The organism is Thermophagus xiamenensis (assembly GCF_900112795.1).
In the GTDB taxonomy this organism is placed as follows: domain Bacteria; phylum Bacteroidota; class Bacteroidia; order Bacteroidales; family Marinilabiliaceae; genus Thermophagus; species Thermophagus xiamenensis.
Genome location: NZ_FONA01000010.1, coordinates 80,203 through 100,120, shown reverse-complemented (window position 1 = coordinate 100,120; position 19,918 = coordinate 80,203). Strand labels below are relative to the sequence as shown.

12 protein-coding genes are annotated in these 19,918 nt (G+C 39.9%); 3 read left to right on the top strand and 9 right to left on the bottom strand.

Features of this window, described 5'->3' with window-relative positions:
• Positions 1-13: 13 nt before the first annotated feature.
• On the bottom strand, positions 14-4,558 hold the full coding sequence (gene cas9, locus BM130_RS07740) for a type II CRISPR RNA-guided endonuclease Cas9 (protein ID WP_029626550.1): 4,545 nt from the start codon (positions 4,556-4,558) through the stop codon (positions 14-16).
• 2,672 nt (positions 4,559-7,230) lie between these two features.
• Between cas9 and BM130_RS07730 the strand changes: the two genes are divergently transcribed.
• Positions 7,231-7,884, top strand: a complete 654-nt coding sequence (locus BM130_RS07730) for a PQLLE family protein (RefSeq protein ID WP_010527207.1) — start codon at positions 7,231-7,233, stop codon at positions 7,882-7,884.
• A gap of 291 nt (positions 7,885-8,175) precedes the next feature.
• On the opposite strand, the gene BM130_RS07725 is transcribed toward BM130_RS07730, so the two are convergent.
• The 4 genes from BM130_RS07725 to BM130_RS07710 all read right to left on the bottom strand — a co-directional run bounded on the left by BM130_RS07725 (position 8,176) and on the right by BM130_RS07710 (position 12,903).
• Positions 8,176-8,955 (bottom strand): MBL fold metallo-hydrolase, encoded by a 780-nt coding sequence (locus tag BM130_RS07725; RefSeq protein WP_010527206.1) that lies wholly within the window; start codon positions 8,953-8,955, stop codon positions 8,176-8,178.
• Positions 8,956-8,961: 6 nt separating this feature from the next.
• Positions 8,962-9,630, bottom strand: a complete 669-nt coding sequence (locus BM130_RS07720; RefSeq protein ID WP_010527205.1) for a B3/B4 domain-containing protein — start codon at positions 9,628-9,630, stop codon at positions 8,962-8,964.
• Between the two features lie 608 nt (positions 9,631-10,238).
• Positions 10,239-12,170 carry a S9 family peptidase gene (locus BM130_RS07715; protein WP_010527204.1) on the bottom strand — a complete coding sequence of 644 codons (1,932 nt, stop codon included), beginning with the start codon at positions 12,168-12,170 and terminating at the stop codon, positions 10,239-10,241.
• 388 nt (positions 12,171-12,558) lie between these two features.
• Entirely contained in the window at positions 12,559-12,903 is a 345-nt protein-coding gene (locus BM130_RS07710) for a DsrE family protein (RefSeq protein ID WP_010527203.1), read from the bottom strand.
• A 481-nt stretch (positions 12,904-13,384) separates the two neighbouring features.
• Between BM130_RS07710 and BM130_RS07705 the strand changes: the two genes are divergently transcribed.
• The gene (locus BM130_RS07705; protein WP_010527202.1) at positions 13,385-14,833 is read left to right on the top strand and encodes a PQQ-dependent sugar dehydrogenase; all 1,449 of its coding nucleotides are present in this window, start codon (positions 13,385-13,387) and stop codon (positions 14,831-14,833) included.
• A gap of 183 nt (positions 14,834-15,016) precedes the next feature.
• On the opposite strand, the gene BM130_RS07700 is transcribed toward BM130_RS07705, so the two are convergent.
• From BM130_RS07700 to BM130_RS07690, 3 genes are all read right to left on the bottom strand, one after another.
• Positions 15,017-15,667, bottom strand: a complete 651-nt coding sequence (locus tag BM130_RS07700) for a YiiX/YebB-like N1pC/P60 family cysteine hydrolase (protein WP_010527201.1) — start codon at positions 15,665-15,667, stop codon at positions 15,017-15,019.
• A gap of 6 nt (positions 15,668-15,673) precedes the next feature.
• Positions 15,674-15,994 carry a cupin domain-containing protein gene (locus BM130_RS07695; protein WP_010527200.1) on the bottom strand — a complete coding sequence of 107 codons (321 nt, stop codon included), beginning with the start codon at positions 15,992-15,994 and terminating at the stop codon, positions 15,674-15,676.
• A gap of 61 nt (positions 15,995-16,055) precedes the next feature.
• Entirely contained in the window at positions 16,056-16,802 is a 747-nt protein-coding gene (locus BM130_RS07690; protein ID WP_029626549.1) for a sulfite exporter TauE/SafE family protein, read from the bottom strand.
• Positions 16,803-17,323: 521 nt separating this feature from the next.
• On the opposite strand from BM130_RS07690, the gene gdhA reads away from it, so the two are divergent.
• Positions 17,324-18,682 (top strand): NADP-specific glutamate dehydrogenase, encoded by a 1,359-nt coding sequence (gdhA, locus tag BM130_RS07685; protein WP_010527198.1) that lies wholly within the window; start codon positions 17,324-17,326, stop codon positions 18,680-18,682.
• A gap of 311 nt (positions 18,683-18,993) precedes the next feature.
• Here gdhA and BM130_RS07680 read toward each other — a convergent pair whose 3' ends face one another.
• Entirely contained in the window at positions 18,994-19,710 is a 717-nt protein-coding gene (locus BM130_RS07680; RefSeq protein WP_010527197.1) for a head GIN domain-containing protein, read from the bottom strand.
• Between the last annotated feature and the right edge of the window lie 208 nt (positions 19,711-19,918).

Here is a 19,918-nt window from a genome sequence, read left to right as displayed (position 1 = left end):
CTTTTTATAATTATTACTTTTCTATTTTGACATTACCTAATCGATCCACAGAGAGTTTATAACAAACATTTTTTATCATTTGCCCATCCCAGGCACGTTCGGACTTGTTGTTGGGCCCAAGCTCCATAGTTTGAACAATGGGACTTGCCACAAAATGAGGAATAAAAAAGCATTGTGTTCCAGAAGAAGATACCATTTTATAAATTCTAGTCGGATTAATCGATAATTGACGATAATCTATCAGTTTTTCATCTTCGTCGGGGACATAAACCAAATCATTGGGCGAAAGATAAAACAACAATTTTTCCTTATTTTCATTTTCTTCAGGGACTACTGCCAATTTTTGTTTCCTGCGTTCCAATGCCACTGAAAAAGGAATGGTTTCAAAGCTCCTTACTCCCTTTTCATCGACGTAAACGGCAAAAAATAAATTAGTTCCTTTGGCCGCTTCCACATATTTTTTATTCTTATTACCTTTTTCACCCAACTTAAATTTTTCGCCAATTGTCTCCGCCAACCTTACTTTATAAATCGGACAATGCGGTTTACCTCCATTTAGTTTCTTAATATTTGCATTCATCTCTTCCAGTCCCTCGGGCGAAAAAGCCAACTCATAGGGGGATATTTCATTCCCCTTTTCATCCTTTTTGCCGTGATACTTTTCATTTTGAAGATGAGCATAAAGAATTTTTTTGATACCCGAATCAGTAATTCCATCAATTCGTTTTTCGCTATTAAAAGAAGCATCCAGGGTGACGCGGCGCGCAGCCAGATTATTATCAAAAAAATAGATATTAACCCTGGAAATATCCTGACCGTTAAATTGATTATTACGGTCTTTGAAATACTTTAACAATAGCTTTTTATCATAGCCCTGCTCTCTTAACGATTGAATCCGTTTCTTTAAAGGTTTGTCAACGATGCTTTCCCATAAATCAATGGCCTTGGAAAGCGATACTTTTTTTTCTTTTCTCAAAGAAACTTTTCCAAGCACCGTATCCTTATGCAAAGGTTTCCTTATAGCCTGATTGTCTCCTTTAATCTGGCGAACCAATTTCTTTTTCTTACCTTCAGAGGTATCTACCCATTTAAAATATCTGTTTGATGACCTGGTCATTATTCGGCGATTGGATTTAAAGCTAACCACTGTACCGGCCAGCCTATTTTTAGCCTCTTCAGTAAAAGATTCCCAGGGTTTATAAAACTTCCACCTATAATTTCCGTTCGAATCTGTTTTGTCTTTATAGCACAATTTATTCCTCAAATCATAGCGTGTTTCTGAAGCATTTGCCCTGGCCGAATCATTATTCAAATAATTAACATGGCTTCGGGAAGCACAAGCAACCACTAAAGCATCCAGGGCATGATGTCGATGGTCAATTCGCTTTTTGTTAAAACCTTTCTGAAGCTCAAGCGGCATTTGAATTTGAAAGACCTGCTTACCCTTTTTATTAATCCACTCTCCAAATTTTTCCTTGCCCATCTTATTTAATCTTACAAAACGAGGTGTAATTAACTCATTCCACACATCATTTAGGCCCCATTCATGCTTAAGTCTGGTTGTTACTCCCCCCGTACAGGTAATTAAATGTTTAGAAACAAGACTATTTTCATCTTCCGCTCTTACTATATTTGAAAGAAGATTACGTACCACCTTGCTAATATACCGGCTATCATTTAGCTGTCGGTCAATAAAATCATCGGGAATATCCTCCATCAACAATTTTCTCATTTTTGAAAGAGATCGAAGACTACGTCCATAATGATCTTTCACGAATTTCTGATACTCTTCAACATTGAGTATTGTGACCTTTTTCCCGAAATTAAGTTCTATTTCATCACCTCCCCTTTTAGTGATAAATTCAAAAGCGAGCTGATGTCCTTTTTCACGATTAACCTCAGCCTCACAAATCACTTTATTACTAAAAGAATCATCAAAATATCTAGCCTGTGGAATAATATGCTCAATTTCATATGCAGAAGTAAATAATTGGCTTAGAGGAATTATTTCGCCGGTATATGGCGAACGGTATTTTTGTTCAAGCCATAACTTATATTTAACCAGCTGACTTTTACTTGGCCTGGCCATTTTTGAAATTTTAAGAATATCATCTGGGATCTCCTTTTGCCCATTAAGGACTCCATCTTCGTATATTCTTAAAATTTCTTGTTGGGCAGGAGAATATGGCCTGACATTTTTAACGGAAGGATCATTAAACAATTCCTCCAACAGAGCCTTTATTCTTAAATTGGTATTTTCATTCTCCTGAATTTGACTGGTTATTTTCTTTCTCTTATCAGCCGGATTTTTTAATTCCCGGCCTATTTCCACATGAATTTCATTAAAGAATCCTTCCTTTCCTTCCCCGTAATGCTCCCAAATATCCTTAACAACCCGTAAGGCCTCTAAAATGACCTGTTCAACAACGGGGTTTCGCAAAGAGTGTTGCTTAAATTGTAAAATATATTTTTCAAGGTCTTCAGAAGTTCTCCATTTCACCACTTCTCCTGTCTCAGAATGTCGTCCATAAACCAAATAGGATGCTTGCCACAAGGGAAGTCCTTTCAGCTGAGAAATATCCTTTAAATGCAGTAGTTTTTCTCTAACCTCGTCACTAATCCGATCATCAGCTTCTGCATCTATAATTTTTTGAGCTTTTTCCAACAGGTCGGCCGGAATTTCTTCAGCTTTCCAATACTTACCCATTCTCATCAAGGGTAATAATTTTTTTATGGCTTTCTCCGAAAAGGAACCATATTCGCGTTCCAGTCGGGGAATTTTTTTAAAATGCTCGACAAAGGTGTCCGGAAGTTCATATTTTTTTGCAAAAGAATGAAGTCCTTTTATTATCTCTTCCCTGTCAGTAACCGAATATAGCAAATGCCACAATGCTTTCAATTTTTCGGGGTCTAACCAGTCTTCAGGGACTCCATCCACTTTTTTCAACCAAGCAAGAATCAAGTGACGAGTCTCATTGCCAGGAAGTTCTTTATCTTCAGGATAATTCCAGCTATATCTTTTTCGGTCCTTAGGTGACTTAATTCCAACAAATCTTAAAACATCATCTTGTTTAAAGCTCTTGCGATCATTTAATAAATCAAACAATCTAACAATATGCTCTTCATCAGGGAGTAACTCATTGGTGACATCAACATTCACCATTAATCGTCCATTAACCATCCGCTCTCTCTCGTATATTCTTAAATTCCGGACATATTGCCACAAACGAAATTCCTGAAAAAGAGGATGCGATTTAGGAATACATTTTACACCCGATTTTATCAGCTCACCACTTTTTTTATCCACATATACCCTATATTCCAGAGGACAATTGTTAACAAAAGCACGTTTACTTTTCAATGGCCGCTGATAAAAAATGATATCCTCAACAATGAGATGGATAAAATCTTTTTGTAAAAGGGTTTGTTGATGAGATTTATTATTAGGATAGAGTTCCTCCACACATTTTTGGTAAAGCTCCCTGTTTTTCAATTCTTCATAAAAATTCATTTGTGTTTTTAAAATCCGGCTAAGCTCCTCTTTGTAAAATTTACGCTCGATGGTACTAATAAGTTTTCCACGAATCTTCTGATCGGGATTCTTTAATAAATGGTCATAAATATATTCTCCCACGCTCTTTTTGCTAGTTTTTAAATCATTTTCAGTTTTTATTTTCACAAGATTCCAGTCCTCTTCCCCCGGCATACTTAAAGAATACTTTTCTTTACCATTCTTGTCTTTTTTAATATTCCCATTATTGTCCAGAGTATAAGAAACAATTAACTCAATGGTCTTTCCTTCAAGGTTAGGCGGTAAATTGCTTTGTCTGGAATACACCCATCCATTTTCCAACTCCATATCATACCATTTTTTCCCTGAAGAATTGGCACCTTCACGCTCTGTAACATTAACAACCTTCAAAGCTCGGAATTCCTTAATCTTCTTATTGTCTTGATTGTCCTCATCCTCTCCCCTCAGGTGATAATAACCTCTTTTGGTATTAAAGTTTAAAATTATCCAAGCCAGTTCTTCTTTAGATATCTTTTGAGTAAGAGCTTTTTTCCGCAAATAGTAAATAGTCCAGTCATAGGGAACTTTTTTTCGGTTTTGTATCAATTCAGGTTGAAACTTCCGAAAATCTTCTAGCATTTCATGAAAGGAACTAGTAAATAAAAAGCAAAATTGCTCACTATTTTTATCCGGTTTATAGGCAATCTTGGGTTCTTGTCCCTCAAAAAAGCAACCTTTTTTATCAATAAAATCAATCGAATTTCTATAATGCTCGGGCAGAAAACCCATAATGTTTAGTATTCGATGCAATCGGGCACGCCTTAAAAGATGCCGCTCCCTTAGTCTGCGTGTCATCCGTAATCGTGTTCGCTCTGCTGTTTTGGAAATGCTGGCTCCCTTATTAAAGTTATCTAATTCACTCATATCCATGGGAATTATTCTACTCCCCATTCCTATTATCTTTCCTTTTCTATCATTTTCATCGTTTTCAACCAGAGCCCACCCAATTGAGTTAGTTCCCAGGTCAAGTCCTAAAATTCGTTTCATAAATCCATATATTATAGAGTTATCAACTTGATTTGTTTTTCCGAATTTTTCTTTATATAATTGCTTTACATTTTGAAGCAATTCACAATAAGGATTATTCCGTTGTGAAAACATTTAAAGCGGGGTCTACATGGCCTCGCTTTTTTTTACTAATACAAGCCTTGTTTGTTCAAAAACAGACCAAAAAGACACATAAATTTACAAAAAAAGACAAAACATCCTAATGCAATGTAAATAAAAGGGTTACCCCACTAGCATCCTCAATAGATTTTCTGCTTAGTTCTCAGTAACCCCGTCGTTGTGGGTTTCCTTATTCCCATTTTAGGCACAGAGCAAGATAAATGTGAAGATGTAGGATGGTTAGATATAAGATTATTAGATATAAGTCAAAAGTTGTTGGTGGTTGTCAGGCTAATAGGCTATTAGGCGGATAGGCCAATAGGCCGCTAGGCGGTTAGGTTATTAGGCTATTAGGCGGTTAGGCTATTAGGTCATTGGGCCATTAGGCCAATAGGGGGTTAGGCTGTTAGGCTATTAGGCAATAGAATGTTAGGCTAATTTTTTTGCACGCAATTTATATCCATCTTATGGCTACCGGTATCTATTTATATCTACTTTATTTCTATTTATTTCAAATTATATCTTTTTATATTTCAAGCTTCTGACCTCTGGCTTCTGGCTTCCGGCTTCTAGCTTCCAGCTTCTAGCTTCTGACATCCGGCCTCTGTGTTCATTTTTTACACAGTGTTTCACAGTGGATGCACAGTGTATCACAGAGTATCAATGCCTAACGCTCCGGCGACCACAATTTTAAAGCATTTAACAATTAGAGGCGTGACTATTTATATCTACTTTATTTCTATTTATTTCAAATTATATCCTTTAATCATTTCTAGCTTCTAGCGTCTGGCTTCTGGCCTCTGGCTTCTGATTTCCGGCTTCCGGCCTCTGTGGCTCTCTGTGTTCTTTTTTTCACAGTGTTACACAGTGGATACACAGAGTTTCACAGTGTAATATGTTAGATTGTTAGATGTAAGATTATTAGATATAAGACTAGAGTTGTTCGTGGTAATTAACTCCGGTGAGCATTCTGCCGCCCCTCCGGGGCTCTGATGGATAGTAGTTACATCCTTGTTACCGGTCTGTCGCCGCTCCGCGGCTAACACTTTTAGGCCACTAGGTCATTAGGCCGATAGGCCAATAGGTTGCTAGAATTAACACATCTCTAACTAATTAAAAACCAATCTATTTATATCTACTTTATTTCTATTTATTTCAAATTATATCCTTTTTATATTTCTGGCTTCTGGCCTCTGGCTTCTGGCTTCTGACCTCTGGCTTCTGACTTCCGGCCAAAAATATCATCAAATAATGCAACCAAACCCAAAAGTTGAAATAAGGCCAAAAAAAATATAATATTGACTCTTGACAAATTTTAAAATCATTATTAATTTCACGACTGCAAATGCTGATATTCAAATAAATGAGGTTTAAAAAAAATTATTTGGATTATACATTCTATCGAATGGTTGATAAAGATTAAGGTCATATTAAACTTTTCATAATAAAACACCAATAACATTTTCTTACGGTCAGGGGCGCCGAAGGGGATGAGCCAAAGAGCACATCCATTATTTGATTAAAGCAAGTCCCGAAAACGTTCATCTGTTTATGTGTGAGAAGAAGGGTATGTTCATCAGTATAAAATTTATCTAATTCATTGGCCTGATGGAACTCGCATGACAAAGAGTTTTATACATTCTCTTTTGTGAAAATCTCTCATTGTCATGCTCGTTTCATCCGGGAAAAATCAGATTAGATAACCGGTTGGATGAGTTGCGAATGTTCTGTGGTTTATAAACAATGTAAAACTGAATCATAGTTATAAACCAAACCATGAAGAGCTATCTTATCCATAATCAGGTGAAACGACGAATAAAGCAGGCCCTCAAACGGGCGGTGAGGTTTTTATTGTCATTACCGCAATATTTTCGCGATTACCGGAAAAAATTTGAATTTCTCTTTAATATATTGAATTCACCTAAGAATTTTCATTTTCACCGTGAATTTTTGACATTCCCCTTCAAATTTTCATATTCACCACGAAATTTTCATTTTCACCGTCAAATTTTGACTTTCACCGAGAAATTTTCGTTTTCACCGGAAAATTTTCAATTTCACCACGAATTTTTGACATTCCCCTTCAAATTTTCATGTTCACCGCGAAATTTTCATTTTCACCGGCAAATTTTGACTTTCACCGGAAAATTTTCGTTTTCACCGCAAAATTTTCATTTTCACCACGAATTTTTGACATTCCCCTTCAAATTTTCATGTTCACCGCGAAATTTTCATTTTCACCGGCAAATTTTGACTTTCACCGGAAAATTTTCGTTTTCACCGGAAATATCAAGATGTTATTCGCAAAAAAACAATAGTTACGGGCCGGAAAGGTCAATAAGTGGCTGCAATTTCCCGTACCCATTACTTTCCGGCCCGTTTCCGTAGGTGATGCTCCGGGGGGCGATTATCAGCATTGATAATGAGCCCATTAAACGGCAAACGAATTGTTTATTCGCCATGAAGGTTATCCGCAAAGAACTGTAGGCTGAAAAAATGATACTTGATGTTGCTAAATAAAACAAATGCTGAAACCGTAAACCCGAATAACTATGAACAACAAACAAATAACAGACCTCTTGCATAACAGCGATATCCTCATTCGCAACAGCATCAGCGATGGGGAAATTTCGGGACGGGTTTCGGCTTATGGTTATGATGCGGAAAAGCTTAATGAAGGCCTGACGTTATTGGAAGAAGCCGAAACCTTGAATAAGGACCAGAACGTACAGTATGCCGAACAATATGAAGCCACCCAGAAAGCTAACGAAATGATAGAAAATTTTGACGAGACCTATGCCTTGCACCGGGATTTGGCACGTGCCATGTTTCAGGATGAAGCAGGTTATTGGGAAATGTTGCATTTGGCCGGCCGTCGTAAAACCAGAAAAAGCGAATGGTTGAGGAAAGCCCGCGACTTTTACAGCAACATAAAAGAGCATGAGGAATTGCTCAACCGGATGTCGCCATTGGGCTTTACGACCGAATATCTGGATTCGCGACTGGCCGAATTGGATGCAATAGAAGAGGCGATGCGTGAACAGGTGAGGGAAGCCGGCGAAGCGCAACAGGCCACGGTTGACCGAGACAAAAAGATTGATGAGTTGCAGGACTGGGTCAACATTTACAAGAACGTGGCCAAACTGGCCTTAATGGATAAACCCCAATTGCTCGAAAAATTAGGATTGCTGGTGCGCAGTGAATAACCTTGGGAAAGAGGATGTCAGCAATAAGGTGAATTAAAGCGGTGGTAACAGTTCGGCAAAAAGGTTGAGGATGCCTGACAAATTATGATACCCTGAATAAGTGCCAACGCTCTTGCAACATTTCGCAGGCACAGGGTAAAGTGGTTTAAAATCAGGCATCCTCAACTATTTTTTCTGCATCATTTATAAGAATATTTCAGGCATGGCTTAAAAATCCCAATAAGCCTGCAGATGCCATGCTGCCGGTTGGAAAACATTTCCGGGCGATGAAAGGCTGCAGTAGCAAAATCCTCAGGAAACAAGCTTTTTCTCCTTAATTCTGTAAATTTCGGCCGGAGCATAACGGTTGGTGAGTCGCACCGAATATTTATCCGCTAATTCTTTAAAAGCCTCCATGGCGATATCGGGGCGGTTATTTTCGGCCGACAAATGCGAAAGAAATACAACCTCCAGTTCATCGGAACCATACTGCTTTAACAACTCAAAAGCCTGACGATTGGACAAATGGCCATAAGCCGAGGCCACCCTTTTTTTCAAATAATAGGGATAAGGACCACTCCAGAGCATATCCTCATCGTAATTGGATTCGAGGAATACGGCATTGCAAAGCGAAAAATGACGAATCACATTTTGGCAAGGCTCACCAATATCGGTCATAACCCCCACGCTAATACCGTTATGTTCGATACGAAAACTGCAGGGTTGCGCTGCATCGTGATTCTTAAGAAAGGTATGAACGCACATCTCCCCTATCCGTACCACATCGCCGGGTGAAAAATTTCTGATTTTTTCGGGTCGATGCTGCGGCCAACTTTTTTTATATGTAGACTCGGTGATATATACCGGAATATTGAGGCATTTGCTTAAAACCCTAACACCGCGAAAATGGTCGGCATGCTCATGAGAAATAAAAACGGCCCTGATTTTTGAGGCATCCAACTGCCGCTCTTTAATTCTTTTCATTATCTGACGCCGGCTGATTCCTGCATCCACCAGAATGGCGTCATTTTGATTACCAACATAATAACAATTTCCGTTACTCCCTGATGCCAGGGCACATATTTCTATCATCTTTATTTATAATATCTTGAATTGAGAAGAAGATTTATTCACAAATTTGTTAAGCAGCTCAGCCAGCGTCTCCAGGGCATTATTCAATTCCGTTTGGTTACCGTCGAAGGCCGGTATAATCATTAGTACTGAAGAGGTATTCTCATCTATCGAGGTACGCACCGAATCGCTGGTGGGGGTACCAAAAGGACCTGTGTCGTCACGAAAAACGGGCAGATTTTCAATGTTAAGTTCTCCTCGTCCAATTCCCTGATAGGGTTCGCCGGGTTTTCCAATTCCGAGTTTTATGGTGCCAACAATTTTATCGACATCGTATCCGCAAATGGAATAACCGGTTTTGACCGAGACCATATTCAGGCAGTCTACCACATTGTTGACATAATACAACCCCTTCCCTTTACTAACCCGGCGTAACAAAGCCTCGGCCGAAGGGCGGTACCGGTTGGGGTCTTTCCCTAACCGTCGGTAGGCATCTTTAGCGGCTTTCACCGCCGGCATGTTACGGATAATCCCGGCGTCGAGGCGAGGCGACAACTCATTCAAAAGTTTATCCATCTCCTGCCTTAAGGTTTCATCGGCTTCAGCAACTTCCACATCAGAAGTGAGAACTCCTAACTTTAATTCCGGTAATTGCTGAAGAAGAGAAGATTCTGTTTCTATTGCAGGTAAGGTCATGCTTACTGAAGACTTTTAAGTTTATGACAGTGCTAAAATACTATTTTTTTTAGGATTAGCAGGAATTTTAGCAGGATGGGTATTAGGCCGGCAGGCTGTCAGGTGTGAGGTTGAGGGGATTGAAGAGATTGAGGGGATTGAAGAGATTGAGGGGATTGATGAGATTGAAGGGATTGATGTGCTATTTTTTGTAGGTCTTCATTTTACTGCCAATGCTTGTGAAATAAACCATATTAACCCCACCAATCTTATTAACATTATTTAACTACAAATAATTTACAAATTGCACAAAAGGGAATATTTTTGTAATTGTCATTACTCAGATGAGTAAAGGACCTGGTTGGCCGCATTACCGTAAATGCGGTTTTTTTTTAATCCTTTTGCTTCTTTCTTTTCAAAGTATCTAAAATCCCTGGCATCAACACAAAATCCTGTATTAAAAAAATCTGCCTCCAAAGCTTTCTGCTGAGCTTCCATGTTAACGGAAACATCCCCGAAAAAGGATTCAACAACAAAACTTCAGAGACAGACCTGATAACGGACAGAATATTCCATCCTATTTCGGAATTATAAAGGGTAACCCGTGGACAAAGAGAACCTTAGCACAATTATTCCTCCTTATCGCCAATATGCTCGGCGAGGAATTGTTCCATTGCTCCATAAAAATCGAAACGGTTTTCTTCGTTTCTGAAGCCGTGGCCTTCGTTATCCTTCACCATGTATTGAACTTCGACACCTCTGTTTCTGAGGGCTTCCACCATTTGGTCGGATTCATCTTTATTCACCCGTGGGTCATTTGCACCCTGAGCAATAAACAGAGGTGCTTTAATTTTATCGGCATGAAATACCGGTGAGGTTTGTCTTAACCTAAGGCTGTCGGTTTGGGGATTCCCCACCATTTCGTAAAACATATCGAGCATGGGTTTCCAGTAAGGCGGTATGGTATTCATAAATGTAAAGAGATTGGAGACTCCGACGTAGTCAACACCTGCGGCATACAAATCGGGCGTAAAGGTCATACCGGCCAGGGTGGCATAACCACCGTAACTACCACCATAAATGGCAACCCGGTCGGGGTCGGCAATACCTTTATTAATAAGCCATTTCACACCATCCGTAATATCGTCTTGCATAGAGAGCCCCCATTGTCCGAAGGACATTTCCCAAAACTTTTTGCCATATCCCGTAGAACCCCGGAAATTCATTTGAAGGACGGCGTATCCGCGGTTAGCAAGGAACTGAACTTCGGGGTTAAACCCCCATGAGTCGCGGGCCCATGGTCCTCCGTGCGGATTAACCACGACCGGCAGATTTTGGGCTGTCTCTAAATCATATCCTTTAGGTAAGGTAAGATACCCATGAATGGTTAAACTATCTCGCGATTGATATTGAATGGGTAACATTTTGGCCATATTGTCTTCATCAATCCAGGGACTCACATCAGCAATTTTCTTTAATTCGTCCGATTCCTTATCATAGAAATAATAAGAACCGCGCGAACGGTCGCTATAGGTACGTACTATGAATCGGGTCTCCTCTTTATTCATATCGGTAATTGCCACTTCATAATCTCCCAGGTCACGTTCCAGGCGTTCGAAAAGCATTCGTGCCTCTTCATCAAAGAAGTGCCGTTCCCGCTTCCAGGAAACATAAGAAGCTGTAGTCAAGACGTTTCTTTTTCTGGAATAGCTCAGACCCTCCACATCAAATTGGTCATTTTCGTACAACACGTCTTCCACCTCGGCGGTTTCGGGGTTGAAAATGACCGGTGCTTTTTTATCCCTTCCAAGATTCGATACGGCATATAATTTTTCATTATCGAAGGTAAAGAAATAGGGATTAAGCTCATCTTTAAAGTTGGTCTGAAGAATGGGTTTAAACTCCTCATCTTCGGTCTTCCGGTATAACAGAGTAGTATTTACTCCGCCATCAATGGCGACAGCGACTCTCAGTTTTCCTTCATGGTCGGTAAGCCAGTATTGTATGTTTCCCGGATTTTGTGCAAGCATGGTCAATTCACCGGTTTCAATGTTAAGCCGGTATGGGTCAAAAACACGCGGGTCTCTCTTATTAAGGCCCACGATAACTTCGTCATCAATATCCCGCAAGTCATCAATAATGAGGGTTCTGACATCAGGAAATTCAGTAAGGTCCTTCATGTTGGCCCCATCCTTGTCGACACCATAGAGTGAGTAGTTTTCGTCGCCTCCGCTGTCTTTAAGGAAAAGCAATCGGTTATTATTGCCCCAGAAATATCCTGCGATATCGCGTTCTGTTTCGGAAGTTACGCGCACGGCAGAATCGCTGCCGTCAACGGCCTGAACAAAGATATTAAGGCGGCTTTCATAGGGTGCCATGAAGGAAAAATATTTTCCGTCGGGCGAAATCTGATAAGCTGTTTTTTCCGGATTGCGGAAAAAATCTTCCATCGGGATGAGGGGTGCTCTTTCAACTGTTGTTTTTTGCTGACAACCACTACCGATTAAAGTGATTGCCATAACAAACAGCATGACAATAAAAGAATAACGTTTCTTTTTCATAAACAGAAATTTAAATTATACCCGGATTTATTATTGAGTGTTTGAAATATTCTTTTGTCAAATATGGATAAGATAAAACTGCTCATTTTTGAACGCTAAAAGACTTTTGGAAGAAGTTTGTCATTATTACCAGACGTTTCCAGGCCTCTTAATTCAACATTAAAAACAACACAGACATTACCCTCATACCCTAACCTAACCAATTGAAATATTGCGAAGTGTAATTTACAACCATTAGATTAGAATATCAAAAAAAAATCTTACCCTTAATGGGAAACTGACATTGAAGAAAAATTCCACTTCTGACAGTGCACTTTTACCTCTGAAATTTACTTTTTAACCATGTCCTTTACGCCATACCCGTTTTTTCGATTTAAACCAACAAATTTTAAAAGCTCAACACTTTCCAGTCATCTTTCAAATAATTGGTCAAAGGTTCTCCCATTGGAATAACTTCTAACCCCAGTTTCTCAAGTTCATCCACAACTCCATAATCGCCGGCACAAACGCTGCAAGCCTGCACCCTGATACCAATTTCCTTCAACCCCTTAATTTTATCCTGCAGGGTACTGTCTGACGCCAACAATTTAGTTGAGGGTCCCCAAACCACCAATACCACTTCCTGAAACCAGTTTTTCATTTTTGCACCCTGGCAATACATCAATACAACTTTTTCGGCAACCTCTTTATCAGCGCTGGTCCATAAAACCACAAGTTTTTCTCTATTTTCCATAATGAGTAATTTTTAGATTATTAGATTATTAGATTTTTAGATTTTTAGATTTAAGATTTAAGATAAATATTTTACAGGAACATACAACTCAATATCAGCACATTAGCAAATCAACTCATCAGCACATCAACTCATTAGCACATCAGCACATTAAAAAATAGATTTTTAGATTTTTAGATTTAAGATTTAAGATAAATATTCTACAGAAACATACAACTCAATATCAGAACATTAGCAAATCAACTCATTAGCACATTAGCACATTAGCACATTACCCCGTCAATCCCTCAATCTTCAGGTGTAACACTGACACATAAAAGAACGTTATTAACATATCAATTGTTCAATTCACTAAAGTAAAGGCACTAAACATTTTTTCGAGATAAATGTTTAATATTAAGCTTTATAAACCAGGAAGAAATTTAATAAAACCATTGCAATTGAAAAGCTTCATCAAAAAACACCACAATCCTCAAGAGCTATGTTTAACAAAAAGCATATAACAATAACCGGCTTGTTTTCGGTTTTAATAATTTTGCTGTGGGCCTTATTGACCTCCACCTCCTCGATAGGTTGTTCGGGCCAGACGTCGGGTGGCGATGCTCAGGCACCACGTTCACCCGGGCAGTTATACACCAATTATTGCGCAAGTTGTCACGGGCCTTATATGGAACGATTTGCGGGTGAAGACCGTAACGCTCTGTTTGCGAGGTCTCAAAGCGAAATGGAAAGGATCATCAGGGACGGGGACTATGAAACGGGCATGCCCGCTTTTGGCAATGTTTTCTCTCAAACAGAAATAGAAGGCGTAGCACGTTACATTCTAACGGATATAAAAAAGAAAGCCGGGTCTCACGACTACCGGCCGGGATTTCCGGAGGTGGTGAAAACAGAAGAGCTGTCGTTCCGTATCGATACGATAGCAACCGGACTCGGGATACCGTGGGCCATGGCATGGCTTCCAAACGGTGACATGCTGGTAACGGAAAGAAGTGGAGAACTCTTTCGTTTCCGTGGCAAGACCTTTGCCGCCAGAATAGAAGAAGTGCCTCAGGTATATGCCAACGGTCAGGGTGGACTCCTCGACATTGAACTCCATCCCGATTATGAAAACAACGGGTGGATATATCTGGCATATTCAGAACCTGAAGGCAATGGTGGTAACACGGCAATAATGAGGGCACGCCTTAAAGATGACCAACTGGTTGACCGGGAAAAAATTTTTAAAGCCACGCCCAATACGCGTAGCGGTGTTCACTTTGGTTGCAGAATGGCTTTTGACAAAGATCACTATCTCTACTTTTCGGTAGGGGAACGGGGTAATCCCTCCAATGCGCAGGACCTCACAAATCATAGTGGCAAAATACACCGCATACATGATGACGGGAAAATTCCGGAAGACAATCCCTTTGTAGACACACCCGGCGCCATCCCCTCCATTTGGTCATATGGTCATCGCAATCCGCAGGGTTTGGCGTTTCATCCTGTGACCGGCGAACTATGGGAAACCGAGCATGGCCCCAAAGGGGGTGATGAACTGAACATCATAAAAAAAGGTGCCAACTACGGGTGGCCGGAAATCACCTATGGCATCAATTACGATGGGACCATTATTACACGCGATACCGCCAAAGCGGGAATGGAACAACCGATAATACACTGGACTCCCTCGATAGCGCCATGCGGAATGGCATTCGCCGATTCCGGGGTTTATCCGGAATGGGGCAATAATATTTTCTCGGGGTCACTCAGCTTTCGTTATCTGGTGCGTACCGTTCTCAAGGGGAACCAGGTACAGAAACACGAAATAATGCTTCGCGAAGCGGGCAGGGTACGCTCAGTAGAGACAGGACCTGACGGATACCTGTACATTGGTGTGGAAAATCCCGGTGTGATATTTCGGCTTATTCCGGTAGACGAAGGGAAATAGTGGTTAGTGGTTAGTCGTTAGTGGTTAGTGATTAGTGGTTAGTCGTTAGTGGTTAGTGGTTAGTCGTTAGTGGTTAGTGATTAGCTCTTTATGTAACCAACACTAATAACTAATTACAAATGACTATTGACTAATTACTAAATCACTAATGACTAATTCACTAATGACTAAAATACTAATGACTTATTTTTTATCCTGCCACCTTAATACCCCTAACCGGAAGATAGCCCGGGAAGCAGCCATTCCGTTGGGATTACATCCTGGTTTACCTTCGGGAATGGGCACGCCCAGTTTTTGATAGTGTTCTTCCCAGCCTTTATGAAAAACACCGGTTTCGGGATCTTTAAAGGTCATAGGCGCCAACGAAAAGACAGAATCGGGAGCAAAAGCCCACCAGATGAGTTCACTGCAATAGTAGCCCGAATCCTCAATAACATATGTTCTATTATAGGGCTGACCAAGCACAGAATTGACGCGTCTGACCGCTTCTTCAATGCTTCCTTTAAATTCATCTTTTAATCGAAAAGCTACAACATGGCGTTTTCGCCCTTTATCATCCACCAAAAAAGAATCTAACGGCTGTTTGCAGACCCCCAATTTATCATCGGCATGGATTACATAAATTGAATCCCCGACGATTTCGACCATCCCCACATGGGTAAAATGGTCGCCCTCCCCTTGATTGGTCACGGCATCAATAGCATCGGAAAGCTCTGATGCCGCTTTTCCCATGAAAAGCAGATCACCTGTTTGTAGGCTATTTTTATCAAAGGATTGACATCCCACAGCAGTTGCAGCCAGCAGTAAAAGAAAAATATGAATAAATTTTGACATAACAATTTAAAGAAAATCTTCCCTGGCAGGATTAAAAACATCAACCAGTGTTCCTTTTTCCAGACAAACGACACCATGCAATTGGTCAGGTTCCACATAAAAAGCATCGCCGGCTTCCAAAATTTGGGTTTCATCACCAATGGTGACTTCAAATACTCCCGAAACCACATATGATGTTTGACGATGCGGATGCCGGTGCGCCTCACCAATGGCACCTTTTTCAAAGTTTACCTGAACCATCATGATATCCGTGTCATGACCTAAAATACGTCGGGACACCCCTTTTCCCAGAGGTTCGACAGGTATATCTTTGTATTTAAAAAACATTTGCAAGAAGCTTTTAAAATTAAATCAATATATAAATCTTCACTATAAAACCATTTCAATATTACAATGCAAGAATGGCAGAGACAACGGTGAAAATGCCGGTAAACACATTGACAAGGATTACCACTCTTTTGAATTTTTCGGCATTGACCAAAGCAGCCAATCGGTTTCCGAGCGAAGCACCTACCAACAACAAAGGGGTATAGTACAAAGCCAGTTTCAGTGAGTCGGGCGGAATTAACTTTTCCACATAAAGGGCACCCAGGGCAAAAAATGAACTAAAGGTACTAAACCAGGCAAAAACACCCCGAAAGAGCTCTTTGCTGTAGTTCTTTCTATTCATGGCAATAACCAGTGGCGGTCCGCCCAACGATATACTACCCGATAAAATACCACTTAAAAAACCGGCAAATACAATCGGTTTATCCAAATAACGTTTCGCAATAGGAATTCCGGATAACATCTTTAAAGAGACAAAGACCAAAACCGCTCCTATAATAATCCGCAAAACTTCCTCATTCAAATAATCCAACAGATAGATGCCCAGAGGGATACCCCCTAAACTCGCTAAAAACATCGGAATGAAATATTTCCAGGAGATACGTTCCCGTATCTTAAGAAGTAACATAACACTCGAAACCAGATTAAATATGGTCATGGCCGGCACCAATACCTTTATTGGATAAATCATCGACAGAAATGGTATAGCTATCAAGGCAAAACCAAAACCGGTCATCCCTTTCAATAGTGATGACATCAGTATCACCACCCCACTTAATACTAACAATAGTGCTGTAAGTTCACTCATCTTTCTATCCCTGTATACCGATTAATATATTTGGCCTAAAAATAATTTAAGTTACTGACTTCAAGAGCTGAGAACCCTAGCTCGCCTCTCCTATGTCAATATAGTTTTCTGAAACCATCAATAAAAATGCTTATCCCCTCTTCCCTCTGTGGATGCGCTAAATCTCTCCTCTTTTATGACCGGGATTTTCAAGGGCCCTTCCAGAGCGTCAAAAGTAAAAATTATTTCTTCAAAAAACATACCCAAAGAAGCTATTTAACAGTAATTTGCAAGCACATCAATTTTAACATAAAAAATAATTTACACAAAAAGTTATGACCTATCCCATAAAAAATCAAGAAAATCAAACCATTGCATTAAAAATCAACATTATACAACCATCGAATTAACATTTTATTTCAGGCACGATGCTCCAACAAATTATTAAAAAAAATCAATTAATTCTTCCTCTTCATAAGTAAAATGACAATTTTTATTACATTTGCACACCTCAAAAGTCAAAACCTCTAACAATTTAATTTATGAACGATTCAAGAGTCCTCAAGTACGTTGAGGATTTTATGGCCAATGTTAAAGCCAAAAATCCCAACGAACCCGAGTTTCATCAGGCTGTATATGAAGTAGTTGACAGTCTTGCTGCTTTTATTTTGGAAAATCCTGTTTTCATAAAAAACAAAATCCTGGAAAGGATGACCGAACCGGAGCGAATCATCAGCTTTCGTGTACCGTGGATCGACGATCAGGGGGAGATACAGATCAACAGGGGTTATCGTGTACAAATGAATAGTGCCATTGGCCCATATAAGGGGGGCTTAAGGTTTCACCCATCGGTCAATCAGAGCATATTAAAGTTTTTGGCCTTTGAACAGGTACTAAAGAATAGTTTAACCTCTCTGCCTATGGGAGGCGGGAAAGGAGGGTCAGACTTTAATCCTAAGGGGAAGTCGGATCAGGAAGTCATGAAGTTTTGTCAGTCATTTGTGACTGAACTGGAGCGCCACGTAGGCCCTAACACGGATATTCCTGCGGGAGATATTGGTGTTGGCGGCCGAGAGATTGGCTATATTTTCGGACAATATAAACGATTGTCCAATGCCTTTCAGGGCACCTTTACCGGAAAAGGATTGGAATGGGGCGGCAGTCCGCTTCGACCGGAAGCCACAGGCTATGGTGCGGTCTATTTTGCTCAGGAGATGCTGGCCACCAGAGGTGAAAAGATCAATGGAAAAACGGTAGTGATCAGTGGTTCGGGCAATGTGGCTCAATATGCGGTAGAAAAAGTGCTTCAACTGGGGGGCAAGCCTGTTACCTTGTCCGATTCAAATGGATACATTTATGATCCGAACGGAATTGACCAGGAAAAACTGGAATATGTCAAACTACTGAAGAATGCCATTCGCGGGCGCATTAGAGAATATGCAGAGAAATATCCGGATGTGGAATATTATGAGGACGAAACACCGTGGAAAGTAAAATGTGACATAGCCATACCTGCGGCCACCCAAAATGAGCTGAACGGCGAGGATGCCCAAACATTGGTTGAAAATGGATGTATATGCGTTTCAGAAGGAGCCAATATGCCATCCACACCGGAAGCCATCGATATTTTCCATAAAAATAAAATACTTTTTGGTCCGGGTAAAGCAGCCAATGCCGGCGGAGTAGCCGTATCAGGTCTGGAAATGACCCAGAATTCGATACGTTTAACCTGGACGCGTGAAGAAGTAGATCAAAAACTAAAATCAATAATGAAAAATATTCACGCCACTTGTGTCAAATATGGACGCGAAGAAGGCAATTACATTAATTATGTGAAAGGTGCCAACATCAGTGGTTTCATAAAAGTAGCCAATGCCATGTTAGCCCAGGGTGTGGTTTAATCTAAAAATAGTCATTAGTGGTTAGTCATTAGTGGTTAGTCATTAGTGATTAGTCATTAGTCAACAGTCATTAGTGGTTAGTGTCGAAAAACTAATGACTAACGACTAACCACTATTGACTATTTTTAAGAACCAATAGTTCAATAAAATAAGTAAATTTCATACTGATGTAAACCCTTCCCCAAAATCTAAAGGGTGTCTAAAAAATCAACAATGCTATATTGATCATATTTAATTGTGTTCTTTATTGGTTATTGTTCTACAGGATCTTCATAATCAGTTCATTTTAGACATCTTTTTTTTATTATCCATCAATTGGAGTGACGATTAACCTCACCTCCCCCCGATTCATTAATCCGCACAGCATTGGGAGAACCATAATAATCAACATCGGCACCACCGCTGGCCGAAGCTTCAATCTCTTGTTCCGCAAACACAACCACATCGGCGCCACCCGAGGCAACAGCCTTAACCCGTTGAGCAATCAATTTACGAGCCATGATGTCGGAACCACCACTGGCACGAGCTTCAACATTATCTGCTTCTCCCTCAACCCAAATATCAGCCCCACCGCTGGCATTAAAAATAATATCTTTAGCTTTGAGGCTTATATTAATATCGGCACCTCCCGAAGCTGTTACCACCAAACTTTCACCATTTATTTCTCCAATACATTTTATATTTGAACCAGCCGATGCTATCAGTTTTTGGATATCATTGGTAGTAACATAAACCTTAGCTTCCTTAAAGTTAAAAGCCCACGAAAGAAAATTGGAATCAAAATAAATATTCAACCTATTTCCCTTGACTTCAGTTTTTATCTTATTTAAAATATCATCATCTCCTTCCACAAAAATCTCAGTTGGCTCTCCCTGACTAATAATTAAATCAATGCCGGAGGAAACAGCAATTTCATTAAATTGCCCGTTTACCGCTCGTTTTTCACGATTATCTGCATATCCTTCAAAGCCAAAAGCAATGACGAACAGACCAAGTAGTCCGATGAATTTAAAAGATGTAATCCTCATGTTTGAAATATTTTTAAAATCTGATTGAATAAAACTTAATGGTTAAGACGCCTAAAATACCGATTTAGTTACAGGGCATTCACATATACTTTTTTTCTACCGGGATATTGATTTAAAGCTCCGAGCAAAAGCAATGTAAATCAAAATATCATGATATTCAATCATTCGCATAAAATTTATCCGGGTTATTGTAGGAATGAAACGAGCA

Excerpts from the sequence above, each read along its gene's own strand:
- cas9 (WP_029626550.1), bottom strand. The coding sequence starts at position 4,558 with ATGAAACGAATTTTAGGACTTGACCTGGGAACTAACTCAATTGGGTGG.
- BM130_RS07730 (WP_010527207.1), top strand. The coding sequence starts at position 7,231 with ATGAACAACAAACAAATAACAGACCTCTTGCATAACAGCGATATCCTC.
- BM130_RS07725 (WP_010527206.1), bottom strand. The coding sequence starts at position 8,955 with ATGATAGAAATATGTGCCCTGGCATCAGGGAGTAACGGAAATTGTTAT.
- BM130_RS07720 (WP_010527205.1), bottom strand. The coding sequence starts at position 9,630 with ATGACCTTACCTGCAATAGAAACAGAATCTTCTCTTCTTCAGCAATTA.
- BM130_RS07715 (WP_010527204.1), bottom strand. The coding sequence starts at position 12,170 with ATGAAAAAGAAACGTTATTCTTTTATTGTCATGCTGTTTGTTATGGCA.
- BM130_RS07710 (WP_010527203.1), bottom strand. The coding sequence starts at position 12,903 with ATGGAAAATAGAGAAAAACTTGTGGTTTTATGGACCAGCGCTGATAAA.
- BM130_RS07705 (WP_010527202.1), top strand. The coding sequence starts at position 13,385 with ATGTTTAACAAAAAGCATATAACAATAACCGGCTTGTTTTCGGTTTTA.
- BM130_RS07700 (WP_010527201.1), bottom strand. The coding sequence starts at position 15,667 with ATGTCAAAATTTATTCATATTTTTCTTTTACTGCTGGCTGCAACTGCT.
- BM130_RS07695 (WP_010527200.1), bottom strand. The coding sequence starts at position 15,994 with ATGTTTTTTAAATACAAAGATATACCTGTCGAACCTCTGGGAAAAGGG.
- BM130_RS07690 (WP_029626549.1), bottom strand. The coding sequence starts at position 16,802 with ATGAGTGAACTTACAGCACTATTGTTAGTATTAAGTGGGGTGGTGATA.
- gdhA (WP_010527198.1), top strand. The coding sequence starts at position 17,324 with ATGAACGATTCAAGAGTCCTCAAGTACGTTGAGGATTTTATGGCCAAT.
- BM130_RS07680 (WP_010527197.1), bottom strand. The coding sequence starts at position 19,710 with ATGAGGATTACATCTTTTAAATTCATCGGACTACTTGGTCTGTTCGTC.